Source organism: Klebsiella sp. GW_Kp181 (assembly GCF_040062315.1).
Lineage (GTDB): Bacteria > Pseudomonadota > Gammaproteobacteria > Enterobacterales > Enterobacteriaceae > Klebsiella > Klebsiella oxytoca.
Genome location: NZ_JBEAFR010000054.1, coordinates 174,565 through 197,181, shown reverse-complemented (window position 1 = coordinate 197,181; position 22,617 = coordinate 174,565). Strand labels below are relative to the sequence as shown.

The 22,617-nt window shown below is 49.8% G+C and carries 21 protein-coding genes, 1 tRNA gene and 3 pseudogenes; 12 read left to right on the top strand and 13 right to left on the bottom strand.

Annotation, left to right across the window (positions count from 1 at the left end; translation table 11 throughout):
- The first annotated feature begins 60 nt into the window (after positions 1-60).
- Together ABLV11_RS13100 and ABLV11_RS13095 are read left to right on the top strand one after the other, a co-directional pair.
- Positions 61-3,204 (top strand): glycosyltransferase, encoded by a 3,144-nt coding sequence (locus ABLV11_RS13100; protein ID WP_126488879.1) that lies wholly within the window; start codon positions 61-63, stop codon positions 3,202-3,204.
- A 42-nt stretch (positions 3,205-3,246) separates the two neighbouring features.
- The gene (locus tag ABLV11_RS13095) at positions 3,247-4,176 is read left to right on the top strand and encodes a hypothetical protein (RefSeq protein ID WP_029779312.1); all 930 of its coding nucleotides are present in this window, start codon (positions 3,247-3,249) and stop codon (positions 4,174-4,176) included.
- Positions 4,177-4,211: 35 nt separating this feature from the next.
- On the opposite strand, the gene hspQ is transcribed toward ABLV11_RS13095, so the two are convergent.
- Positions 4,212-4,529 (bottom strand): heat shock protein HspQ, encoded by a 318-nt coding sequence (gene hspQ, locus ABLV11_RS13090; RefSeq protein ID WP_004100817.1) that lies wholly within the window; start codon positions 4,527-4,529, stop codon positions 4,212-4,214.
- A gap of 59 nt (positions 4,530-4,588) precedes the next feature.
- The gene (gene rlmI, locus ABLV11_RS13085; RefSeq protein WP_049129428.1) at positions 4,589-5,791 is read right to left on the bottom strand and encodes a 23S rRNA (cytosine(1962)-C(5))-methyltransferase RlmI; all 1,203 of its coding nucleotides are present in this window, start codon (positions 5,789-5,791) and stop codon (positions 4,589-4,591) included.
- Between the two features lie 190 nt (positions 5,792-5,981).
- Here rlmI and ABLV11_RS13080 point away from each other — a divergent pair, with 190 nt between their 5' ends.
- The 3 genes from ABLV11_RS13080 to yccX are packed head-to-tail and all read left to right on the top strand — an operon-like array spanning position 5,982 to position 7,675.
- Positions 5,982-6,536 carry a YbhB/YbcL family Raf kinase inhibitor-like protein gene (locus ABLV11_RS13080; protein ID WP_004100822.1) on the top strand — a complete coding sequence of 185 codons (555 nt, stop codon included), beginning with the start codon at positions 5,982-5,984 and terminating at the stop codon, positions 6,534-6,536.
- A gap of 16 nt (positions 6,537-6,552) precedes the next feature.
- On the top strand, positions 6,553-7,341 hold the full coding sequence (locus ABLV11_RS13075; RefSeq protein WP_004100823.1) for a helix-turn-helix domain-containing protein: 789 nt from the start codon (positions 6,553-6,555) through the stop codon (positions 7,339-7,341).
- Positions 7,342-7,393: 52 nt separating this feature from the next.
- Positions 7,394-7,675: an acylphosphatase gene (gene yccX / locus ABLV11_RS13070; RefSeq protein ID WP_004100825.1), complete on the top strand. Its 282-nt coding sequence runs from the start codon at positions 7,394-7,396 to the stop codon at positions 7,673-7,675.
- On the opposite strand, the gene tusE is transcribed toward yccX, so the two are convergent.
- Together tusE and yccA are read right to left on the bottom strand one after the other, a co-directional pair.
- Positions 7,672-8,001, bottom strand: a complete 330-nt coding sequence (tusE, locus tag ABLV11_RS13065; RefSeq protein ID WP_004100828.1) for a sulfurtransferase TusE — start codon at positions 7,999-8,001, stop codon at positions 7,672-7,674. The two genes, yccX and tusE, sit on opposite strands and share 4 nt — an antisense overlap.
- A gap of 88 nt (positions 8,002-8,089) precedes the next feature.
- Entirely contained in the window at positions 8,090-8,749 is a 660-nt protein-coding gene (yccA, locus tag ABLV11_RS13060; protein ID WP_004100829.1) for an FtsH protease modulator YccA, read from the bottom strand.
- A gap of 267 nt (positions 8,750-9,016) precedes the next feature.
- On the opposite strand from yccA, the gene ABLV11_RS13055 reads away from it, so the two are divergent.
- Positions 9,017-10,645, top strand: coding sequence for an ABC transporter substrate-binding protein (locus ABLV11_RS13055; protein WP_064373894.1), 1,629 nt, complete (start codon positions 9,017-9,019; stop codon positions 10,643-10,645).
- Between the two features lie 143 nt (positions 10,646-10,788).
- Positions 10,789-10,876: transfer RNA gene (locus ABLV11_RS13050), tRNA-Ser, on the top strand.
- Positions 10,877-10,990: 114 nt separating this feature from the next.
- Here the strand turns inward: ABLV11_RS13050 and ABLV11_RS13045 are convergent.
- From ABLV11_RS13045 to ABLV11_RS13030, 4 genes and pseudogenes are all read right to left on the bottom strand, one after another.
- Positions 10,991-11,344 (bottom strand): annotated as a pseudogene (locus ABLV11_RS13045) (integrase); the annotation flags it as partial.
- A 41-nt stretch (positions 11,345-11,385) separates the two neighbouring features.
- Positions 11,386-11,730 carry a hypothetical protein gene (locus ABLV11_RS13040; RefSeq protein ID WP_126488880.1) on the bottom strand — a complete coding sequence of 115 codons (345 nt, stop codon included), beginning with the start codon at positions 11,728-11,730 and terminating at the stop codon, positions 11,386-11,388.
- Positions 11,727-12,020: a hypothetical protein gene (locus ABLV11_RS13035; protein WP_126488881.1), complete on the bottom strand. Its 294-nt coding sequence runs from the start codon at positions 12,018-12,020 to the stop codon at positions 11,727-11,729. The genes ABLV11_RS13040 and ABLV11_RS13035 overlap by 4 nt, the downstream gene beginning before the upstream one ends.
- A gap of 135 nt (positions 12,021-12,155) precedes the next feature.
- Positions 12,156-12,470, bottom strand: coding sequence for a hypothetical protein (locus tag ABLV11_RS13030; protein ID WP_126488882.1), 315 nt, complete (start codon positions 12,468-12,470; stop codon positions 12,156-12,158).
- A gap of 436 nt (positions 12,471-12,906) precedes the next feature.
- Between ABLV11_RS13030 and ABLV11_RS13025 the strand changes: the two genes are divergently transcribed.
- Positions 12,907-13,725: a hypothetical protein gene (locus tag ABLV11_RS13025; protein WP_126488883.1), complete on the top strand. Its 819-nt coding sequence runs from the start codon at positions 12,907-12,909 to the stop codon at positions 13,723-13,725.
- A gap of 302 nt (positions 13,726-14,027) precedes the next feature.
- Here the strand turns inward: ABLV11_RS13025 and ABLV11_RS13020 are convergent, their stop codons facing one another.
- The 3 genes and pseudogenes from ABLV11_RS13020 to ABLV11_RS13010 form a co-directional block, all read right to left on the bottom strand.
- Positions 14,028-14,450, bottom strand: a complete 423-nt coding sequence (locus ABLV11_RS13020) for a hypothetical protein (protein ID WP_126488885.1) — start codon at positions 14,448-14,450, stop codon at positions 14,028-14,030.
- A gap of 80 nt (positions 14,451-14,530) precedes the next feature.
- Positions 14,531-15,115, bottom strand: a pseudogene (locus tag ABLV11_RS13015) (conjugal transfer protein); the annotation flags it as partial.
- A gap of 517 nt (positions 15,116-15,632) precedes the next feature.
- On the bottom strand, positions 15,633-16,244 hold the full coding sequence (locus ABLV11_RS13010) for a flavin reductase family protein (RefSeq protein ID WP_151386427.1): 612 nt from the start codon (positions 16,242-16,244) through the stop codon (positions 15,633-15,635).
- A gap of 256 nt (positions 16,245-16,500) precedes the next feature.
- Between ABLV11_RS13010 and ABLV11_RS13005 the strand changes: the two are divergent.
- Positions 16,501-16,698, top strand: a pseudogene (locus ABLV11_RS13005) (conjugal transfer protein TraD); the annotation flags it as partial.
- Position 16,699: 1 nt separating this feature from the next.
- On the opposite strand, the gene ABLV11_RS13000 reads toward ABLV11_RS13005, so the two are convergent.
- Positions 16,700-17,152, bottom strand: coding sequence for a helix-turn-helix domain-containing protein (locus ABLV11_RS13000; RefSeq protein WP_224250618.1), 453 nt, complete (start codon positions 17,150-17,152; stop codon positions 16,700-16,702).
- 427 nt (positions 17,153-17,579) lie between these two features.
- Here ABLV11_RS13000 and ABLV11_RS12995 point away from each other — a divergent pair, with 427 nt between their 5' ends.
- The 3 genes from ABLV11_RS12995 (at position 17,580) to ABLV11_RS12985 (ending at position 21,375) form a co-directional block, all read left to right on the top strand.
- Complete coding sequence (locus tag ABLV11_RS12995) at positions 17,580-18,590, top strand: LacI family DNA-binding transcriptional regulator (protein WP_004100839.1); 1,011 nt, start codon at positions 17,580-17,582, stop codon at positions 18,588-18,590.
- A gap of 141 nt (positions 18,591-18,731) precedes the next feature.
- Positions 18,732-20,207, top strand: coding sequence for a Na+/H+ antiporter NhaC (gene nhaC / locus ABLV11_RS12990; protein ID WP_004100841.1), 1,476 nt, complete (start codon positions 18,732-18,734; stop codon positions 20,205-20,207).
- A complete protein-coding gene (locus tag ABLV11_RS12985) occupies positions 20,197-21,375 on the top strand; it encodes a MalY/PatB family protein (protein WP_004100842.1) in 1,179 nt (392 codons plus the stop codon). Before nhaC ends, ABLV11_RS12985 begins: the two co-directional genes overlap by 11 nt.
- A 112-nt stretch (positions 21,376-21,487) precedes the next feature.
- Here the strand turns inward: ABLV11_RS12985 and ABLV11_RS12980 are convergent, their stop codons facing one another.
- The gene (locus tag ABLV11_RS12980) at positions 21,488-22,390 is read right to left on the bottom strand and encodes a DMT family transporter (RefSeq protein WP_224330927.1); all 903 of its coding nucleotides are present in this window, start codon (positions 22,388-22,390) and stop codon (positions 21,488-21,490) included.
- Positions 22,391-22,617: the final 227 nt, after the last annotated feature.

Genomic DNA, 22,617 nt, shown 5'->3' with positions numbered 1-22,617 from the left:
CAGTCTCTGATAATAATTTTTAAACATCCAACGCATTCTTGAATAAATGGAGAGGGAAAGATGGCGCTAAGTGACTTACTGCAACAAGCTTGCTTTCAGGCCAAAAAATTGAAATCCACCGTGTTGCCCTCTGACTATCCGGCATGGGTGATCTTCTTTAGCGTCAGCGATGGCAAAGAGCGGGCGCATATGCATATCGCCAGCGGAACCAGCTTCGATCTCGCCTGGCTGGCGGGGGCCAGAGCGCTGCAGGAGTGGCGTAAAAAGCAGGCCAATGAACCGCAGTGGCTGCGTATCGACGTTGTGGACAGCGTGGAAAAGCTCAGCTGGCACTCCCTCAATGAGAAATTCAGAGTCACCAAGCGCAACTATTTTCGCTTTGGACTCGCGTTTGACCCGCAGTTTAGCTGTGCGATGCTAGAGCAGGAAATCGCCGGCAACGCGCTGCTCTACGACGGCGACAATGGCGTCGTCGCGCCGAATAGCGTCAATTTGCAAAACTACGGCCAGCGGCGGTTTAAGCAGACGCTTAGCTGGCCGGAGGATCCGCAGCAGCCTCTGTGGCGTTTTAAAACCCAGGCGGTCTTTTGCGATCGCTTTGGCGTAAAAGTCATTGAACATGCCGGGAGGGGCTCCGGCTATCGCGCCATTGGGGAAAACTGGCAGGAAGCGTGCCTGGCTGAGGTGATTAAAAAAGGCAGCGATTATCTGGCCCGTCAGGTCAGGAAAGACGGGCTGTATCATTATGGCTGGTTCCCCTGTTTCGATCGCCCGGTCCGTTCCTATAACGCGCTGCGCCACGCCAGCTCGACCTATTCGCTGATCGAAGGCTGGGAAGCGACGCGCCTGCCGTCGGTTCGCCAGGCCATAGACCGGGCGATTGCGTATCTGGTAAGCACGCTGATTGAGGTGCGGACGTTGGATGATGGGCGCGAGGCAGCGTTCCTCTGCGACGTTGGCGAGGAGATCAAGCTTGGCGGTAATGCCGTCAGCATCCTGGCGCTGGTAAAATATACCGAAACGACCGGAGACCGGCAGTACCTGCCGCTGATGGCGCAGCTGGCGACCGGTATTGCCTGGATGCAGGATCCGCAAAGCGGCCAATTTGTTCATGTATTAAATAGCCACGATCTGTCGTTGAAGGCCAAATTCCGCATTATCTACTACGATGGCGAAGCGGCGTTTGCCTTGATGCGCCTGTACGGCCTGACCAAAGAGCCGTTGTGGCTGGACGTGGTGGAAAAAGCCTTCGCCTATTTCATTCAAAACAAACACTGGCAGCATCACGACCACTGGCTGAGCTACTGCGTAAATGAATTAACCCGCTTCCGCCCGGAGGAGAAGTACTTTCGTTTTGGTCTCAATAATGTGCGCGATCATCTTGATTTCGTACTGCATCGTGTGACGACCTATCCCACTCTGCTGGAGCTAATGATGGCGGCGTCGGAAATGGTCACCCGGCTGGGCGCCTCGCCCGAGCACCGCCACCTGCTGGATGATTTTGACCAGCAAAAATTCTGGCAGGCGCTGGAAACCCGCGCCCGCTATTTGCTGAACGGCTTCTTCTGGCCCGAGCTGGCGATGTTCTTTAAAAATCCCGCGCGGATCGTTAACAGCTTCTTTATACGCCACCACAGCTACCGCGTACGTATCGATGACGTCGAACACTATCTCTCCGGCTTTATCGCCTATCAGAAATACCACTTAGCGGCAAAAAAGCCGTCGCTCCAGCAGGACAACGCGCCGTCGTCGATTGATGCGACGCCCGTTTTTCTGCTGGAGACGCTACGCGATGTCGGTAACGGTATCGAGGTGGCCGCCATGCGGCGGGCGAAGCTGTTCACCGAACATCTGCGCGCCGTACCCTGGCTGATTACCGCGACGTGGAATCCCGAATTACCCACGGTGGTCAAGGCGCTGAAGGCGCGGGGGGCGCTGCCCAAAGAGGTACCGGTTTATAACCTTTACCAGTGGTTAAGCGACTGCCTGGAGATTAACGCGATTGCGACGCTGGAGCCGCTGGTGGGGAGTATTGAACTCAGGCATGTCGTCAATCCCGACGCGGACCTGCCGGTGGGAAAACAGAACTTCCTGCTACGCCCGCAGGGGAAAATTATCGAAGATTATATCGATAGCGCCGGCAATATTCTGCTGCGTAAAAGCTTTGATGAGAAGAAAGGCAACCTGCGGCTCAGCGCTCTGGAAATTGCCCTCGCCGGGGGCGACGTCAAACGCTTTACTCTGGAGGAGGACTTTTTTTCGTGGATGCTGGAAACCATGCTGGCGGGGAAAGGGCGTTGGCACTTTATCGTGGATAAAAATAAAACGTGGAAAAACTTCGTCTGTTCACGGCCAGCTCAGCGTATGGCCTGCTCATTAAGCGCCATTATTCACTCCCATCATCAGCTCTCTAACGGCGCGCTGAAAAGCTCATATCGACACCTCCTGGAGCAGCCGGATCTCGTCGACCAGTTGATTATCCTCACCGATGAGCAGTGGCAGGATTTGCAGCAGGAGGGATTCCCGGCTACGCAGATGGCGGTGATCCCCAACCATCTCGATAACGGCAATATTCCGGCGAACCCGCAGAAAGTGCCGTCACAAACGGTTATCTACCTCGCGCGTTACTCGGAGGAGAAGCAGCACGCCTTACTGCTGAGCGCCTTTCGTAAAGTGCTGGCGGTTATCCCCGATGCGCAGCTGCACACTTATGGCGTAGGGCCGCTGCGGCGCAGCCTGAGCGCGCAGGTGGCGGAGTGGGGGCTGGCGCAGGCGATCCATATCAATGGCTTCACGTCCGACATCGCCCAGGCGCATAAAACGGCCTGCTGTACGGTGCTTTGTTCGACTCAGGAAGGGCAGTCTATTTCCGCCGTGGAGGCGATGGCCTACGGTACCCCGCTGATTAGCTTTGCTATCAAATACGGTCCGCGCGACATCCTGCAGGACAGGCAAGCGGGGATGCTGGTTCCCTGCGGCGATGAAGAAGCTCTGGCGGCGGCGTTGATCAAGGTTATCGCGGACAAAACGCTACAGCAAAGTATGCGGCAAGCCGCGCTGCGCAACGCTCAACGCTATTATGCCAGCGCCATCGCCGAACATTGGGCGGCGTGGCTGCAGGCCAGCGAGCGGCTGATGGCAGCGCAGGCGAAGGCGGATTTCGGCCTGGCCAGCAAGAGTCCACAGGCGGCTAGCGTTGGGTAACCGTCCGTGTCCGTTTCCCCCGCGCTCGCCGCAGGAGAGGCCATGAGGCGAGTCGTCGCGCTGCTGCTGGCCTGCGGCGGCTGTGCGCCGCTGCTGGCCCGTGACGTGGTGCAGGTTGCCCGCTGCGTGCCAGGATCGCTGCTGCACAATCATCATCTGGAAAAAGCGCACGTTGTCGATGAGTTTCATATTTATTACAGCCTGCAGGGTAAGGACGCCCTGCAATATCCGCAGGATAGTACCGGCGATGGCGTGCCGGATGTCGTGAAAGACATCGCGAGCCAGCTTCAGGCTGCAAAATATCTTTACACCTCGCTGCTGGATCTACGACCGCCGCTGCAGCAGAAAATTTATACCCAGGCCCGACAAATTAATATCTACCTGCTGACGCTTCCTAAAGGTCACGGCCTGGCCTTTGACCGCGTGGCGGCGGAAACCATGAACGATGGCGCGACGCTCCCCTGCGGTTTAAAAATTGTCCTCAATGCGGCCCGGCGGCCGGCGCGCAACGTTACGCCCGCCCATGAATTGTTCCATTTGTATCAGTACGGCTACGCGGTTTTTAAACAGAAATGGTATCTGGAAGGCATGGCGCGCTGGATGGAAAATGCATTCAGGCCCGCGGAGCAAAGCATCTTGCCGTTAGCCGCCCCGCCCGTTTGCGAAAATTATTTCTCGCGCGGCTACGGCGCGGCAAGCTTTTGGGCCAGCTACGCGCAGCAGTCGTTTGCCGCTACCATATTGCCGGACCACGCGCTGGCGTATCGCTACATCGACGGTAGCCCGGTGTTTAAAATTCAGGTTTTACCGGGTGGGGCGATGCTAGCGCCGTTTTTTCAACAGCTTGCGCTTAATAGCGAGGGCATTTCACGTGAGATGAAGCTGGCTAATACCCGCTGGAGTGAAAAACAGCAGCGTGACGGACGGTTCAATAACCAGATATGCCAGGCGCTGGCAGCGACTGCAAAATGATAGGGTAATAAAAAACCCGCAGCGCGGGTTTTAGATTAGTTGCGCAATCGCGGTGCCTGCAGCTGCTGGCGTATGGTTCTCGCCAGCTCGTCCAGAGACGGTTGCTCCGGATGCTCGTCGCTGGGCTCGCTGCTTAGCTGCGCTTCTGCAAGATAAGTGTGAATCGGCTGGCCATCGTCATCTTCCATCACCACGTGATACCAGGGCGCAAGACGCAAATCGTCGTTAGCGGCGATTTCGTCCACTTCCGGCTCCGTGAGCGAATATTCTGGATCGACATCGACGATTACGCCCAGGTAGCCCAGAAGCGTGTGGCGAACTTGTTGGCCGATACCGAATTTGCTGGCTATCATAAGCACCTCCCGGGTTACATGATTACCTGCTATATGCGGGCCGATTCTCCATTTTCAAGTTACATAATGCGACAAGCAAACCCTTTCAGATACAGCCCTTCCGGATAGGTTGCAATCACCGGGTGATCGGCAGCCTGACGGAACTGTTCTATAAATTGTACATCACGTCCGGCATCCAGGGCGGCATCGGCGATGATTTTCTGAAATAAATCGGTGGTCATCAGGCCGGAGCAGGAGAAGGTCAACAGAATGCCGCCGGGGTTCAGGAGCTGGATCGCCAGCATATTGATATCTTTATAGCCGCGGCAGGCGCCCATCAGCTGGCTTTTGTTTTCGACAAACTTTGGCGGGTCCATCACGATGACATCAAACTTTTCGCCTGAATCGCGATATTTACGCAACAGCTTGAACACATCGTCACGGACGAATTCCGCTTTCGATAAATCCAGCTTATTCAGCTCAACGTTCTGTCTGGCGACGTCCAGCGCTTCCTGCGACGTATCGACGCTGACAACCTGACGGCAGCCGCCCATCAGCGCAGAGATGGCAAAACCGCCGGTATAGGAGAAGCAGTTCAGCACACGTTTATCCGCAACATAGCGACGCGTCGCCAGGCGGCTGTCGCGCTGGTCAAGGTAATAGCCGGTTTTGTGGCCGCCCTGAATGTCGACCAGCAGCTGCATACCGTGCTCGGTAATCGGCAGCAGGGCAGGCGGCAGTTCACCGACCACCGGCCCCTGCGCCAGCTCCAGGCCCTCTTTTTTACGTACCGCGACATCGCTACGATCGTAGATGGCGCAGTTCGGGAACAGCGTTTGCAGCGCGCTGACAATTGACGCGCGCTGATATTCAGCGCCGGCGCTCAGCAGCTGCAGCACAAAAAAGTCGCCAAAACGATCGATGGTAACGCCCGGCAGGCCGTCGGATTCTCCGGCAATCAGGCGGTAGCTATCGAGCCCGTCGCGGGCCGCCAGCCACTCACGCCAGGTGTGCGCCTGCTGCAGGCGACGCTCGAAAAAGGCGTTATCAATGGCTTCAGTGCGATCGAAGCTCCAGACGCGGGCGCGGATCTGCGACGAAGGCGAATAGGCGCCGCGGGCCAGCCATTTTCCCTGTGCATCCACAATATCGATGGTTTCACCTGAACGGGCTTTACCTTCCATCCGGGCGACGGCGCCGGAGAAAATCCACGGATGGCGACGCAGCAGGGATTTCTCGCGTCCTTTGGTTAACACTAAGCGGGGGAAAATGGAGTCTGTCATGGAGCTACCTTTAAGCAACGGGAATATCGGCACCGAAAAATGGCGCGTAGATTAGCACAAGTGGCTGTGGCAAGCACCATTCCACCGCTATCGGCAGGTGAGCGTTTCGGCACAAAATGCAGGCGCTTTGGCACAATAAAAATCTCGCCGCGATCTTACAGTATTTCCTCAACCGACGGAGGAGAATACGATGAAAACAGGATTGAAATGGGCTGTCGCAATAATGGTTATTATGAGCGGAACGGCGAATGCCGCAGCGTTTAGCATCAGCAGCGTAGATATGCGCGATGGCGAGTCTCTGGCGCAGAATCACTGGTTTGGCGGCTTTGGCTGCACCGGCGGCAATGTATCACCGCAGATCGCCTGGCAAAATGCCCCCGCGGGTACCCGTAGTTTCGCGGTGACCGCTTATGACCCGGATGCGCCGACCGGGAGCGGCTGGTGGCACTGGACGGTGGTGAATATTGCCCAACAGGTGACAAGTTTAGCCGCTGGCGCCGGAGACAAAAATAACGCTAAACTGCCTGCCGGGGCGGTACAGGGGCGCAATGACTTTGGCTATGCGGGTTTTGGCGGCGCGTGCCCGCCGGCCGGAGATAAACCTCATCGCTACCGCTTTACGGTCTGGGCGCTTGATACCCCGACGCTGCCCATTGATAGCGCGGCCAGCGGGGCGTTAGTCGGATTTATGTTACACAGCCACGCCATCGCCAGCGCGCAGTTAACGGCGCTGGCCGTAAGATAACAAAAAGGGCGGCATGATGCGGAATATCAATTTTCACCATAATGCGCTAACGGCGGCGGAAATTACCACCCGCCGTCTATGCAAACTGCACCGCGTCACGCTGTTCTCGCCCGCGATCTGCCGGGTAAACCGCGGCAGTAAGGTCATTGTGCAGGGAGCCAGCGAGATGCTGGCAACGCCGCAGCAGCTGATCATTTTGCCCGCCGAGGTGGAACTGGAGGTCATAAATCAGCCGGAAAACGGGCTGTTTTGCTCCGATCTGCTGTCACTAACGCCCGAGCTGTTGGCCGATTTTAAGCATCGCTATATGAGCGAACCGCAGGTCGGTCGTTTGACTTCGCTTTGCGCGCCGCTGGCGCCGGAACTGTCGTTTATGTGGCAGAGCGTTCTGCAGGCGGTGCGGGAAGGGCTTTCGGCGGAGTTACAGCATCATCAGGCGATGGGGTTGCTGCTGGCGTTGTATCAGGCCGGATACGCCGGACCGCTGCTTAACGAACGGCGCGACGACATAACCGGTCAGGTCAGGCAGATTATTATGCTGTCGCCTGCCGAAGCGTGGAGCGTGGCGAAAGTCGCAAAAATGCTGTTTCTTGGCGAATCGACGCTGCGCCGCCGTTTGCAGCAGGAGTCCCGGAGCTTTCGCCAGATCGTGGAAGAGGTGCGGATGGCCTACGCGCTGGGGCAATTACAGTCGACGTCACGGCCCATTGGCGACATTGCGCAAAGCAGCGGCTATCTGTCAGGCTCGCGCTTTACCGCCCGTTTTCGTCAGCACTATGGATTATTACCAAAGCATGTACGCTGAAAGAATTTGCTATCCTCTGTCATTGAGTCAATGTCCGGAAAGGAGAGAAAACATGGCAACGGTTTGCACGATGGCGTGGGTATACGGTTCCGTTCAGGGCGTCGGATTTCGCTATTCTACCCAGCGCGAGGCGCTACAGCTTGGGCTAACGGGATACGCGCGCAACCTCGACGACGGCGGCGTGGAGGTGCTTGCCTGCGGAGAGCCGGAGCAGGTGGAGAAACTTATCGCCTGGCTGAAAGCCGGTGGGCCGCGCAGCGCGCGGGTGGACAGGGTTCTGACCGAGCCGCATCAGCCCACCAGAGAGTGGCAGAAATTCGCCATTTTGTATTAGATACACTTTACCGGTTTAGGCAGACCGGCGATTTTTGTCGCCTGCTTAGCCGGGCCTTTCGGAAACAGGCGGTAAAGATAGCGGCTGTTGCCTTTCTCTTCGCCGAACTTGTTCGCCATGGCTTTCACCAGCATGCGTATTGCCGGTGAGGTGTTGAATTCCAGATAAAAATCGCGCACGAAGCGCACGACTTCCCAGTGTTCAACGGACAGGGCGATGCCCTCCTGTTCAGCAATAACGGTCGCCATCGCCTCGCTCCACAGGGTCGTATCCTTCAGATAGCCTTCGCTATCGGTCTCTATTTCGTTGCCTTCAAAGATAAACATGATTCTTCACATACCGCTGAAAATGGCGGCAGTGTAGCAAAAAATAAGGCCCCGCATAAGCGGGGCCTGAGTAGAGCCGGGGAGAGGATTAGTCTCTGCTGGCGAAGCCAAGGATGCTCAGCAGGCTGACGAAAATGTTGTACAGCGAGACGTACAGGCTTACGGTCGCGCGGATGTAGTTGGTTTCACCGCCGCGGATGATGTTGCTGGTCTCAAACAGGATGGCGCCTGAAGAAATCAGGATAAACACCGCGCTGATCGCCAGATGCAGAGCCGGCAGCTGCAGGAAAATATTGGCAACCATACCGATAAGCACCACAACCACGCCCGCCATCAGCATGCCGCCGAGGAAGGACATATCTTTACGGGTCGTCAGCACGTAGGCCGAGCAGCAGAAAAACACCAGCGCGGTTCCGCCCAGCGCCAGGCCAATCAGATCGCCCATGCCCGCAGACAGGTAGGCATTGAGCATCGGCCCCAGGATATAGCCAAGGAAGCCGGTAAAGGCAAACGCGGAAATAATGCCGGTAGGTTTATTTGCCGTTTTATAGGTCAGGAACATCAGGCCATACATGCCGACCAGCGTCAGAATCAGACCCGGCGAAGGCAGCATCAGTACCGTGCTGGCCGTCGCCGTAATGGCGGAAAATGCCAGCGTCAGGCTAAGCAAAAAATAGGTGTTCCGCAGAACTTTATGCGTGCTAAGCAGCGATGAACGGTCACGCGACGATGTAATTATACGATCCATGAGTCACTCTCTTATGACAGATGTAATTAATAATGAAGCATAAAAAAAACGAGGCCGAAGCCCTAATGCTTTTACCCATCTTTACTCAAAGTAAACGGGCTGGATTCAGCATATTATTCCAGTAAAAGACGAATAAGCGGAATTTTTATTCATTTGCTTTCTGTGGCCAGATCGAAATCTGATAACTAACTGAAAAATATTGCGTTATAGCCATTCTGCGACTAACTCTGGAGAGGGTACAAACGAAGCGTAACAAAGGCAAGGGATATGAAATCACAAAAATATAATCACATCACGCGGGTACTGCTGGCTGTCGGTCTGTTCTCAATCACTCTCCCGGCGCTGGCCGCGCAGGTGCCGCCGGGAACGGTGCTGGCAGAGAAGCAGGAGCTGGTCAGAAATAACGGCAGCGAGCCGTCGTCGCTGGATCCGCATAAAGTCGAAAGCGACGTTGAAAACAATATCATTAGCGATCTTTTTGAAGGGCTGGTCAGCGTTTCGCCGGCAGGCGACATTCAGCCCCGGCTGGCGGAGAAATGGGAGAATAAAGATAACACCGTCTGGACCTTCCACCTGCGTCCAGGTGCGACCTGGTCTGATGGGACGGCGATTACGGCGCAGGATATCGTCTGGAGCTGGCAGCGTCTGGTGTCGCCGCTCACGGCGTCCCCTTACGCGAGTTATCCCGGCAATATGCATATCGTCAACGGTGCGGAGATAGCGCGGGGTCAAAAAGCGCCCGAGACGCTGGGCGTCAGAGCGGTTGATGATGCGACCTTTGAGGTGACCTTAACCCAGCCGAATGCGGCGTTTTTGGCCATGCTGGCGCACCCGTCTCTGGTTCCGCTCGATAAAGTCCTCATTTCGCGCTACGGCGACAAGTGGACCAAACCGGAACATATGGTAACCAGCGGGCCCTACAAGCTGTCGCAGTGGGTGGTGAACGAGCGTATCGTCGCAGAGCGCAATCCGCGTTACTGGGATAACGCGCATACCGTCATCAATAAGGTAACCTATCTGCCGATAAGCTCTGAAGCCGCCGATATCAACCGCTACAAAGCGGGGGAGATCGACATCGTCTATACCGTGCCGATTAACCAGTTCGCCCAGCTTAAGAAAACTCTGGGCGAACAGCTGAATGTTTCGCCGCAGCTGGCGACCTACTATTACCAGTTCAATACCACCCGGCCGCCGTTTAATGACCCGCGCGTACGGCGGGCGCTGAATATGGCCCTCGATAAAGAGATTATCGCGGAGAAGGTACTGGGGCAGGGGCAGCGTCCTGCCTGGCTTGTCAGCCAGCCTGATATCGGAGGGGTGAAGCTGCACAATCCCGAATATGCCAGCTGGCCGCGCGATAAACGTATCGCCGAGGCGAAAAAACTGTTGAGCGAGGCCGGGTATAACGAGACCCATCCGCTGGTATTTAATCTGCTCTATAACACTTCGGAATCGCACCAGCGAATTGCCATCGCCGCCAGCTCAATGTGGAAAAAGAATCTTGGCGTCGAGGCGAAGCTGCAAAATCAGGAGTGGAAGACCATGCTCGACACCATGCACACGCATAATTTTGACGCCGTGCGCTACGCGTGGATTGCCGACTATGACGATGCCGCGACTTTTCTCAATACCTTCCGTACCGGCGATAGTGAAAATACCACTCAGTACAGTAATCCAGCCTACGATGAGGCGTTGCGCAATGCGGCAAAAGCGTCTGATACCGCGGCGCGGGGTCAGTTCTACCAGCAGGCGGAGGATTTACTAGGCCAGGATGTCCCGGCTATTCCGGTCTATCACTATGTGCGTACCCATCTGGTGAAGCCATGGGTCGGGGGTTTTACGCCGGATAAACTGGGGTATTACTACACCAAAGATATGTACATCAAAAAACATTAGGTCGGCGCGGGTAGTTTGCGCTGAATTTCTGCGCAAACTGCCTGAATTTCAGACGAATAACACGTTTTTGCTTATTTTTAAGCCGATTGAACAAATTGATGCTTTACAGCCTCAACAGAGGTGTTTATAGTGCGCCCCATACCGGAAGCGTGGCCGAGCGGTTGAAGGCACCGGTCTTGAAAACCGGCGACCCGAAAGGGTTCTAGAGTTCGAATCTCTACGCTTCCGCCAAATAAAACAAGGGGTTACCGAAAGGTAACCCCTTGTTGCTTTTGGCACTTAGAATATTCAGTTAGAATATTCGTGAGTGCAAAAGTCAAAAAAATCCCGCCGAAGCGGGTTTTTTTATGCCTGTTTTTCAAGAAGTGGGGCATCAAGAGAAGGCGTTATCTTCACTTTTCTGTCATATACCAAAACCTGACTTTCGGTTTTGTGCCCGGAGAAAAGCTGCTTATCGCGGCTGCTTCCTTCATAGTCAGAAATGCCTTTAGCTTTGATGTCGTGAAAGTTGCAACCAAACGTTGAACCTGCTTTTTGCTCCGCAGTTCTCTTTGCATCGTTCCACCAGTTATTCAGTGTTTTTGTGATTACCTTGCTTCCCTTGCTGGTGGTTATTACAAACTCAGATCCTGGGGCGCTGGTGTTGCGGGCTAACTGGATAGCAGAACGAAGACGCGGCGACCATTCTTTAATCTGTTTTGCTCAGTTACTGAGCAATTTGCTCCTCTGTTAATTAGTTATTAGTCATCTTTCCTTCCCTTATTTTCATCAACTATTACGCAGCAGCGTTGCGCGGACGTGAAAAGAGGTGCCATCAGCTTTTCTTGCTTTGGACCGTATAATCGCCAGTTACCGCGACCGCCTTCAGCGTCATAGCCTGATACCGATTTACTTGCGTGCCATTTCTTCCATCTCCCCTTGTCATAAACGACATCTTTTTCAAACATCCCGTCTTTAATTGTCATTCGATATGCTCGGGTACAATAAACACCGTCCCTGACATTCCAGCAGTTAACCCGAAATTCAACTCTGTGAATATCCAGCATTTCGCGCGGGTTGGCTTCTTCTGTTAATTTAATGGTCACTTGTCATCCTCCACAGCAACACCATCTTTGAACGTCAAAAAATGCTCACCATCTGCAAAACCAGATAATCCTGGAGCCATGATTGACGGGCCGATGTTTCTAAAATGCAGGCTGTAATCACCGTCATTGCCTATATCCTTGACGTGCTTGCCGTTATAACCGTGGACAGTTTCAAGAACTGTGTAAAATGCACCTCCAGCCGCTTTGAATTCTTTAAAGGCCTTTTCAAAACGCTTCCAGACTTTCTTTTGTGCAGGGATTAACTCTACCAATTTTTCAAGCGTTGCCATCACTCAGTCCCGCCTTTATATTTGAGGCTCGGTCGAGACTCTCATTTTCCGCCAGGATTAGCGTTCCTGCTTTTGCCAAGTCGCGACGAACGTCTGGAGCGTACGTTTAGTGATTTGCTCATTTGTTGTAACCCCTTAATTTTCTCTATGATCCAATTTTGTAATCAGTTCAATTTCCACTTTGTCGTATTTGCTTATTTTAAATAACAGCACCTGACCTAACGGGCAGGTAGATAAAGTGTCCCAATATTCGCCAGGCTGTGGCTGTATTGTTTTTAATTTTTCAAGGCAAGTGGGGCAGTTATACGCAATAAGTTTTATCCCGTTTTGTTTTGCTACAGCAAGCCATGATTTATAATAATGGGATAATGAGTTAATTACCTTATTCATTATTCCTACCGGTTTCGTTTTTCTCCCTTTCTTGATTCCAGGCTTTTGCCATAAATTCATTACTGAAATCCATTTCAGGGGCTTGAACAAAACAGATATAAGCTTCTTAAAGGATGCTGGATCGTTAGGTGCCCCTGTTGCACTGTGTAAAAGTCAGAGTAGGGGCATGTTTTTACAGGAAGCATGGAAATCATTTTATCCGGTTTCTATCCTGCTTATATGCATTATTTTTTATTCCCAGTAGTTTTATCTGTCATTTAAAATTACAGAAATGGTCGCACTGCTATCAGTATAAAGATAATTTCAGACGTCCAGATAAATCATTTTTTAAACTATTTGTATTAATAGGATTTATTCATTTGTTGAATGGATGCGAACTCGTTTGGTCTTGCCATCTTGACGCTGTGAGAGCACATATTCTATTCTATCCTAGACCGCAGGGGATATTGGGTGCTGGGATCGATTATTGATTAGCGAAATACTGGATGGAACCACGATGCAATTACCAGGACAGGATGAGTTTTCTGATTTTTTTGCTGCCTATGATGATGAACAAGCCACTTTAAGGCGTAAGTTTTTTTTGGAAAAATATAAAGAACCGTGGCTGTCTGAGTCTGCATTAGGAGATTATCAAGCGCTGTTCATGAGTATCTACGGAATTAATATTGACTGGAAAGAGGGGACTTTTAGTCTGCTTGAGGCACTTTCAGATAATCAGGGAGAGAAGGCTATCAAAGTCAAATTCGATTATGACAGTGATATTGAAACAGCAACGATAAGTTTGGTTGATGGGCAGTATGTGTTTCATCACTACCCAATGGGAAGTGATGGTTTTGATATAGAACTGGTGCGCATTGAGCATATATTGGCTAATAGTGGATATACTTTGCGGGTATATCAGGACAGCACTTTTAGTGATACATTATCGTTCTTACTCATTCCGTCAGATGAGTGGGAACGTGTTGAACAGCATTATAGTCCAGAGCATATCTCTGCATACTTCGTTCAGTATGGAAAACAACTTGTTATTCCTGAGGTTGCTGTTCCAGTTGTTAATTATGTGCCATCCATTAAACAAGAGGCATCAAATGTCCCTGCTTTGTTTAATGTTCAAGGTTGCCGTATTTGTTTTTTAAGTGTAATGCTAATTGCATTTGCAATTTATATTTTGTGGAATATCCTGACGAAAATAGAACCTTTATCATCAGGCCAACCTTCTGGCTGTGAAAATGTACAAGATATATACTCAAAATTACGTCCAGAAGTAGCCGAGCCATTAAAAGAAAAAATGCGTAAGAGTTTGGATTGTAAATGATGTTTTTTCAATTTAAGAAAATTACACTAGTTGATAGGTAATAGAGATATATTTAATTTGACATTGTGTGAGCGAAATAGCAATAACATATATACTCTTGAGGTGGGGAGTGAAGAGGTTTTTGTCTTATTTATACAGGAAAAGAAGAAGAGTTTTTTATTTTTTAGTTATCATGGTTGTTATTAATTTTGCTGCTGCAAATCAAAAATACTACGCTTTTAATTTGTTGTCATTACTTATCATGGTGCTCTGGTCTGTTATCCTTATTTCCGGCATGCAAACTGATGATATAGTAAATAAATCTATTTCTTGAACCAGTTATATACTTTTAGCAAATCCACGAGGCTAATATAAAAGCGAATTGCTGCAGCTACAGCAAAAGAGTTTGTGATCAGAAAACCAATAACATTTTTCATATAATTGTCGAAGAAATCTACTTTTTCATTCGTTGTGTTAATTACTAAATATGCTGATGTTATAGCTGCTACAAAAAATAAAGCACAGTCAGAGCCATATTTTAATATGGCTTTATGTGTTTTATATGTATGTACTGCAAGTGAAAGACCATATATTATAGGGAGAACGAAAAGAATAGGTAGTCTGTTGTCAACAACAATAGAGCCTATTAGATAAATGAAATATAATCCTGTAATTAACCATGTAAAAGTCTTACATGCTGTTTTGGCCTTTTTACTGGATGAAAAAGTATGTTTTTTGATAGACATTAGATATCCAATACTTGGCTATGATTTTATATGTAAATCAATTTATCATAATGGTAAGAACAGTTCTACAAATTACAACTTTATGTTTTGCCGTGATATCTCGACGGCTGAAAATGAGAGATAGATCTACGATTTTGCGTTGGTGGTATTGCAGGAGTGAAATCAATGTTCTTATCAACATCTGACTTTGCTTGTTTAAGACGACTTGGGAAACGAACGGTTTCACTACTGTCTGATCCGGTGCCATAGCATTCTTCTCGTGGTGGTTTTTGAATGCTGCTAAATTTTACTCGTTTCTCATGCTCAGAGCGTGGAACGTAGCTCCCCAACACCTCATCGAAGACATAGTTTTCTGCGATACGTTTGTCATGGTCAGTATCAGTGGTATCGGGTTTCCTTCTGGTCCATACAAATCTCTCTTTGAAGAAGCCTACCACAAGTAGTGTAAAACGATTAAACATACCATTCTGGCGTGGTTTAACTTGCTTTCTATTGTTCATGGGAGCGCGGTTCTTCGCTCTGGTGTTTTGAGAAGAAGGGGTTTTCAGTTTAGTGGCTTTATTTTGTTCAGGAGCAACCAGAACAGGGGATTTCTTCCCTGCGGCACTTAATTTGCTGATCTATTTAGGATCACGGTAAGATTTTACGGCTGGTCTTTTGCTGGAATTGAATCAGAACATACATTCAAAAAAAGAACGTTTGGAGCTGATTGAAAAAATAAGCCAGAAAGCAGATGACTCACCTTATTTATCAAAAAGTAAAAAGGGAGGGGCTCTGAAATTATTCTATATGAATATTATAGGAATGAAGATGTCGGATGAATATGGTTTAGTCTTCGAAAGATGGGCTACCGGTTTCAGGAAATTGTACGTAATACCGACTATCGATAAAGTATGAGATTATCCAACTCTTAACTATAAGTTAACTAAATCATGGAATGAGAAAAATGAAAAGATTTCAGATACAACTACAATACCTTCTGTTAAGCGTAGAAAGCTTTGCTAAAAGTATTCTGGCACTCCGGGGGTGATAATGCTTTCTGTAAATATGGATTTTTCATCAAGATGTGAGTTTTTACTTTCTCTATAATCTAATATCGTTAAAAATCCTTATACAGGCATTGATAACAAACAGCTCAAGTCAGATTATTTCTGGCTTGAGCTATTATAACATATTTTATTCTTATTCATCACATCTGAAATTCTTTCCTAAATATTTTCCCAAAGAGAAATAATGACGAAAAACATAATATAACGGTTGCCATCTTTCCACATTGAATCTGTAATTGTTATCTACTTCACATAGAATATTATCGGAAATATAAGTATTCAATATGCTCGCTTCCAGCGATACTAGTTCCATTCCGCTATTACCAATAAACATACTATTAATAATCCTTGCTTCAATCTGTATAGGACATTCCTGTATTCTTCCCGGACTAACAGCAAGGCTTTTGGTTTCGGTTAGACCGCTGCATGAAAATTTATCTTTTTCGATACGGAATCCCAGTTTCTCCTTAAAAGAAGGAATGACGTCTTTTCCTGTTGTTGCTCCTAAAGCTTCAATTTTCGTCCACAAAGTGCTGTCAGGGATATTGAGGACTATATCGGGGTTATGTAACAGATTTTCATAACACTTACTTGATGTTCCAAGGCCGATAACGATACTCTTTTCGAGTATCCACCATGATGATATCGGAGTGAGATTTGTTGTCCCATCAGTGTTTTGATTGGATAAAATCGCGACAGGTGTCCCAAAATATAGCGTTGGGAAATCAACAAGCTGTGTGTTCATTTTAGTCTCCTCAAATATAGAACTTTGATTATAATAGTGGGTCATGGAGAATACTTCGTTAGTTAACGAAGTATGCTTTGGGGTTCTTCTCTGGATGCTTCAAAATATCTATTAACTTTTTTACAGGACATAGCTGGAAGTGTTCTATATAAATTTGACGATATTTAATTTAGATGATAACTAAAGTTCATAAGAAAAATATATAATAATTACCAGCAAACTTAGTTATAACTCATAAATCATTTAAGAAGCAAAAATGGATCGCGAAAGTAAAAGGTCAAGAACAGAAAAAACATTAAAGCAAAAAGTGGTATTTGCTAAAATTAAAATTAACCGCCTTACGTCAATGGAAAAAGCAGAGCAAAAGAGAGTTGAAACAGGACTCAAAGTTATTCTTGGGGAGGAAGTGGCTATGGCTATGAATAGTGGCGTCGAACAGGTGGATGAAGAACTTTTTATATAAACGTACCGGTATGGTTCTTTATCATTCTAAGGGAGAAACACTCTAGCCATTTTTCAATTTTAATTAGGTCTTCCACAATGGAAGAGCGACTGATGAAGTATTTCTCAGCTAAAAAGCTGATAGATAATGGCGTGGGAGAATGCGTCAGCAAATCGGTCGCAATGCCCACCAGCCGCTTGTTTTTAAGTATGTTTACAACCTGCGCATCCCCGGAGATAAGGGGGAGGGGAACAACGTCGTTCGCCTCAAGCTTCAGGCCCAGACCGGGTTTACTGAGTACAGAATGACCTTTATCATTGAAATAAAGGTTAATAGCTTCAACATCTCGTCTGAGCGTACTGACTGAAATATTGAGTATTTTTGCCGCCCGGGAGGTGGCCAGCCAGCCACTTTCCTGCGTTAAATGATTGATTAATGATATTTGTCTTTTACTGAGCACTTTCATTATCCGCTCCTACAAAGATAAGTTGGCGCCTTAATGACGTTAGTTATAGCGGCTGGCATGACAAAGGGAAATACCAGGAGATGAACATATGTAAACCATCATAATGAACAGCAGGCAACAAGGCAGATGCATCATTATACGTGGAGATATGTAAGAAATTGTCCCTGATGGAAAAGAATATAATATCTGAATAACACGCTGTGGGGATGATATGATTAGAATGTTCTATTTGTTAATTCTTTATGTTGATCTTTTACAAAAAGAGCGCAAACCTCAATGAAGCTAAAACTAAAGCTATTATTAAAATTGATAAAGTGATCCAGGGGGATTTTGCGGTTTTAAATAAAACGACAGCGATCGCTACAGAAAATATCACCACCACGGTACTATGAATCTCAGTTAAATCTAAAGCATAAAAGGAAGGGATATGGCAACAATAAAGGATGTTGCACAACTTGCGGGGGTTTCAACCGCGACGGTTTCGCGCGTTATTAATCAAACCGCCTGGGTTGAACCGGTAACGCGTGAGCGTGTTGAAAAAGCGATGCGTGAACTGAATTATCATCGCAATGCCGCGGCGCTGGCGCTGGCGAAACGCAGCGGCGATATGCTCGGGTTATTGACCGGCAACCTTGCCGATCCCTTTTTCGCTCGCCTCGCCCGCGGCGTCGAGGAGGTCTCACGGCAGGAACAATTCCGCTTGATGGTATGCAGCGGCGGACATGATGAAGGGATGGAAAAAGCCGGGCTGGATTTTCTAATCAACCAGGGCTGTGAGGCGATCGTGGTCCATGCGAGCAGATTGGCGGAAAAGGAGTTGCTACGTTATGCCGCCCATTTCCCCGCGATGGTGGTGGTAAATCGCTATATTGCCGGGATGGCCAATCGCTGCGTCTGGCTGGAGAACTGCGAGGCCTCAAAAAAGGCAACGCTGCATTTACTTGAGCAGGGGCACCGCTGTATTGCCTGCGTGACGAGCGACTTACCGATAATCGATCGTCGCGAGCGGCTGGAAGGCTATCGCCAGGCGTTAGCGGAATACGGCATTACCCCGGACAGGAGCTGGGTGATAAGCGTTCCTTTTAACGAAGAAGGCGGCGAACGCGCGGCGCATCAGCTTCTTAACTGCGGGATCCCTTTTACCGCGGCGGTAACCTTTAATGATGTGATGGCGGCCGGCATCATGCGTATCCTGCATCTGAAAGGCATTACGCTACCGCAGCAGCTTTCAATTGTCGGGTTCGATGATGTGGTGATGGCGCGTTATCTCTATCCGGCGCTGACAACAATGCATTACCCGGTTGAGCGAATGGCGCGTTGCGCTTCGCAGCTGGCGATCCAGCTCTTTAAAGGCGCCACCCAGCAGCCCTGCGTCAATAGCTTCGCTGCGGAGCTGGTGGTCCGCGATTCCGTTCTTCCTCCCGGGAGCGGTAGTTAAATCGTCAAGCCTCACAAGTGTGATCGGCTTCAAATTTAATAGTCTCATGTAATCGCTTACATGAAGGCGAACGGAGGATCACAGTCAGGCAAAAGGGGGGGCAGTTACCCTTGAACGACCTTACAGACTGGAGTTCTAGCTATGAATGCCTCTCAAAAGCAGAAAAAAACGCTCTCATTTGGCCTGGCCACCGTCCCTATTTTAGCCATGCTAATGCTGTTAATTATTGGCTACGGCATCATGGGGTTGCGAATCGAACCACTACTGCTCTGTTCCGCTGCCGTAGCCGCCGTATTAGCCTTATGGCAGGGCTTTACGTGGGAAGAGATCATTAGTTCGGTCGTGGATAAACTGGCGAAAGCGATGCCAGTCATTATGATCCTCATCTGCGTTGGCGCTTTAATTGGCACCTGGATGTTCAGCGGCACCATTCCTTATATGGTGTATTGGGGGCTTAAATTAATCAGTCCTGAGTATATTCTTATTGCCGCATTCTTTTTGACCAGCGTCGTCTCGGTGTGTACCGGAACATCATGGGGATCGGCGGGAACGGTGGGGGTGGCGCTGATGGGGGTCGCGGCCGGGCTGGACGTCTCCCTGGCGGCGGCTGCCGGGGCGGTGGTATCCGGGGCTTACTTCGGCGATAAAATTTCACCGCTGTCTGACTCCACCAACTTCGCCGCCATTGTCGCCGATACCACGCTCTTCGAGCATATTCAGCACTTACTATGGACCACAATCCCCAGCTTTCTGCTTGCCGCGGCGGTATATCTTATCTCCGGTCACAGCAATATGCTGGGCGAGGTCGCCACGCCGCAGCGGGTCACCGATATTGTCAATGCGCTGGAGTCGCTGTACCGCTTTAATATCGTTTTGATTTTACCGCCCGTCATTGTTCTGTGGGGAGCGGTTCGCAAAAAACCGGTCATTCCTTTAATGCTGGGCGCCTGCGTGTTAGCCCTGATTCTCGGCGTCGTGATGCAGGGGCTTAGCCTTAAGCAGGGGCTGGATGCCTTTATTGACGGTTTCAACATCTCCATGTTCCCGCAGGGGAGCGAAGGCATCATTGCTGATGTGCCGCGACTGCTCAACCGTGGCGGTATGTTCTCTATGATGAGCACCATTCTGCTGGTATTTTGCGCTTTCTCCTTTGCCGGCGCTTTAACCTTAACGGGGGCGCTCAACATTATTATCAACCGCCTATTGACGGTTATTCACAGCGTCGGTCAGCTCATCGCCGCCACCATTGGCACCACTATTCTGGTAACTGGCGCAACGAGCGATGGAAAACTGGCTCTTCTGGTACCCGCTGAATTATTCAAAGATGCCTACCGGCGTATGGGGCTGGATACCAAAAATCTTTCTCGAACCATCGAAGATGCGGGCACCGTTATTGAGCCTTTATTACCCTGGACCTCTGCCGGGGTCTATATGGCAACGACGCTGGGAGTGAGCACCCTGGATTTACTGCCCTGGGCGGTTCAGTGCTATGCCGCCATCTTCTTTGCCTTATTTTTCGGCTTTACCGGAATCGGTATCGCGAAAACCTCCCCAGCCGCAGAAAATGCAACGAATATGCTGGCCACAGAACAGGAAGGGAAGCCAGATGGACTTTAATAAAATAATTGATCGCCACCATACCGGATCGCTGAAATGGGATTTTATGACGCGCTATTTTGGTGAAGAAGCCACTGAACTGTTGCCGATGTGGGTTTCCGATTTTGACTTTAGCTGCCCGCCGGACGTTCAGAAAGCCTTAGTTCAGCGTATTGAACACGGTATTTTTGGTTACAGCGAACGACCGCAAACCTACTACGACGCATTAATCTCATGGTTCTTAACGCGGCATCAGCTGGCTATAAAACCAGAGTGGATATGCAGTATTGAAGGGGTGGTTCCCGGATTATCCCTCCTCGTGCAAATGCTGAGCCACCCCGGTGAAGGGGTGGTGGTTCAGGGACCCTATTATGGATCTTTTGCCAAAATTATTTCGCTCAACGGTAGACGCCTGCTGGATAATCCGCTGTATGAGGAGCCTGACCAGGGCTACAGAATGGATCTCGATCATCTGGAAAGGCTGTTTCGTACAGAGCGCCCGCCGCTAATGATCCTCTGCAATCCGCATAATCCAACCGGTCGGTGTTGGTCAGCTCTGGAACTGAGTGAGTTGCTCCGGTTGTGTGAAGAGTATGATGTTATTTTAATTTCCGATGAAATCTGGGCCGATTTACTGCTTCCAGGGGAAGCATTTACCTCGGTCTTGCATTTAGAGGAGCGCTGGCATTCACGCGTGATATCCGCCACCTCCGCCAGTAAAACGTTTGGTTTATCTACCCTACGCATTGCGAACTTTCTCATACCGTCGCCGGCGCTGCGTGAACAATTTATGCGCCGTCTCGATGCTCATGGACTGGACGTCTTCAATGCGTTGTCTATTGAGGCGAGCACAGCTGCGTGGCAACACGGCGCTCCCTGGCTGGATGAGCTACTGCGCTATCTGGCAGAAAATCGACGGTGGTTTATTCAGCAGGTTGAGCAATATCTACCGTGGGCGCGCATCATCCCTGCTCAAGGGACGTATCTGCTATGGATAGACTGCAAACGGCTGGGACTGGACGATGAACAGCTGAAATGGCTCATGGTGGATGTTGCGGGTATTGCCCCTTCAATGGGAAACAGCTTTGGCGCAACCGGCAGCGGTTTTATCCGCCTTAATCTCGGGTGTCCGCGCGCGTACCTCGAAAAAGCGGTGGAGGGACTGAAACGCATTGCTTTTACAGCATAAATAACATTGCCTTCGGTGAGTCCGTCTAAGCGAAGTTCCTGTCGCCCGTTTTAATGCGCAGGTGCTGAGAGTCTGTCCTCCCCCTGTCAGGGTTAAAACGGTGCATTCCTGCTTACGAATGCACCGTTTCCTTTTTTGCGATCGAACAAATCGCGATGCCAATTAAAATTAACAGCGTGCTCAGTAAGTGATAGAGATGCGGCCGGGTATGTAAAAACAGAATACTCAATATCCCGCCAGATAGCGGAATAAGGTGAGTGTAAATTTCACCGCGAGTCGCGCCAATGGCGGCGATGCCTCTGTTCCAGAACAAATAGGCCAGCCACGAGGGGAAGATAACCAGATACGCCAGGCCGGTGAGGAAAGAGATATCGTGGTACGCGGCGAACGAGGTGGCGGGGTGTCGCCATAGCCAGAAAATGACCACCGGAAGCAGAATCAGGGAGCCGATAAGTGAACTGACGGCGACGAAAGCGTTGGCGGGAATACGCCGATCTTTATTACGCAGCAGAGAGCAATAAACCGCCCAGCTTAGCGCAGACCCCATGGCCCACAGGTCGCCCTGGCTAAATCCTTTGAGTCCCTCGGCGTAGGTCAGATTGCCGTGCAGCAGAAGCAGCAGTACGCCTGCGGTGCTAAACGCAACGCCGCACCAGTTACGCGCTGAAACCCGGTCATGGAAAATCAGACGGTTAATCATCAGCACCATGCAGGGGGTCGCCGACATATAAATTGCGGCGTTTAGCGCGGAGGTGGTCTGCAGACCGATATAGAGGGTTAGCGGGAAACTCACCTGCCCACACAGCGTTAAAATCAGCAGCGTCGATGCATTTCCACGCAATAAACGCCAACTCTCGCGGATTTGACGTTGATAAAGCCCTACCAGCAGCATGGCGGTTAGCGCCCACCTTGCTTCCGTCATAACAATCGGATCTGCGCCCTGAACGAGAATATGCCCTACAACATAATTCCCTCCCCAAAACAGGGCTGCCAGCGTAAGTAACATGTAGGGCATGCTGATTCCTTGCATCGCTTTAAACTGTACTACATGGTAACTACGTTTTTTTTAAAACATCAATTAAATTAGACGTTTTTTAAAATTTTCATGAATAATCAATGGGTAGCGGCGCCATTCAGGATGGCTATCATCATTACTATCCCTTCCGCAGGTGCTGGCTTTAACCACCTTGAGAAAATATCGCGAAAAAACTGATAGAGACGCGCCTTATCCGCAGGCTCTCT

Excerpts from the sequence above, each read along its gene's own strand:
- ABLV11_RS13055 (WP_064373894.1), top strand. The coding sequence starts at position 9,017 with ATGAAATCACAAAAATATAATCACATCACGCGGGTACTGCTGGCTGTC.
- ABLV11_RS13095 (WP_029779312.1), top strand. The coding sequence starts at position 3,247 with ATGAGGCGAGTCGTCGCGCTGCTGCTGGCCTGCGGCGGCTGTGCGCCG.
- ABLV11_RS13035 (WP_126488881.1), bottom strand. The coding sequence starts at position 12,020 with ATGGCAACGCTTGAAAAATTGGTAGAGTTAATCCCTGCACAAAAGAAA.
- ABLV11_RS13100 (WP_126488879.1), top strand. The coding sequence starts at position 61 with ATGGCGCTAAGTGACTTACTGCAACAAGCTTGCTTTCAGGCCAAAAAA.
- ABLV11_RS13020 (WP_126488885.1), bottom strand. The coding sequence starts at position 14,450 with ATGTCTATCAAAAAACATACTTTTTCATCCAGTAAAAAGGCCAAAACA.
- yccA (WP_004100829.1), bottom strand. The coding sequence starts at position 8,749 with ATGGATCGTATAATTACATCGTCGCGTGACCGTTCATCGCTGCTTAGC.
- ABLV11_RS13000 (WP_224250618.1), bottom strand. The coding sequence starts at position 17,152 with ATGAAAGTGCTCAGTAAAAGACAAATATCATTAATCAATCATTTAACG.
- ABLV11_RS13080 (WP_004100822.1), top strand. The coding sequence starts at position 5,982 with ATGAAAACAGGATTGAAATGGGCTGTCGCAATAATGGTTATTATGAGC.
- tusE (WP_004100828.1), bottom strand. The coding sequence starts at position 8,001 with ATGTTTATCTTTGAAGGCAACGAAATAGAGACCGATAGCGAAGGCTAT.
- rlmI (WP_049129428.1), bottom strand. The coding sequence starts at position 5,791 with ATGACAGACTCCATTTTCCCCCGCTTAGTGTTAACCAAAGGACGCGAG.
- hspQ (WP_004100817.1), bottom strand. The coding sequence starts at position 4,529 with ATGATAGCCAGCAAATTCGGTATCGGCCAACAAGTTCGCCACACGCTT.
- ABLV11_RS12995 (WP_004100839.1), top strand. The coding sequence starts at position 17,580 with ATGGCAACAATAAAGGATGTTGCACAACTTGCGGGGGTTTCAACCGCG.
- ABLV11_RS13025 (WP_126488883.1), top strand. The coding sequence starts at position 12,907 with ATGCAATTACCAGGACAGGATGAGTTTTCTGATTTTTTTGCTGCCTAT.
- ABLV11_RS13030 (WP_126488882.1), bottom strand. The coding sequence starts at position 12,470 with ATGAATTTATGGCAAAAGCCTGGAATCAAGAAAGGGAGAAAAACGAAA.
- ABLV11_RS13075 (WP_004100823.1), top strand. The coding sequence starts at position 6,553 with ATGCGGAATATCAATTTTCACCATAATGCGCTAACGGCGGCGGAAATT.
- ABLV11_RS12980 (WP_224330927.1), bottom strand. The coding sequence starts at position 22,390 with ATGCCCTACATGTTACTTACGCTGGCAGCCCTGTTTTGGGGAGGGAAT.
- ABLV11_RS12985 (WP_004100842.1), top strand. The coding sequence starts at position 20,197 with ATGGACTTTAATAAAATAATTGATCGCCACCATACCGGATCGCTGAAA.
- yccX (WP_004100825.1), top strand. The coding sequence starts at position 7,394 with ATGGCAACGGTTTGCACGATGGCGTGGGTATACGGTTCCGTTCAGGGC.
- nhaC (WP_004100841.1), top strand. The coding sequence starts at position 18,732 with ATGAATGCCTCTCAAAAGCAGAAAAAAACGCTCTCATTTGGCCTGGCC.
- ABLV11_RS13010 (WP_151386427.1), bottom strand. The coding sequence starts at position 16,244 with ATGAACACACAGCTTGTTGATTTCCCAACGCTATATTTTGGGACACCT.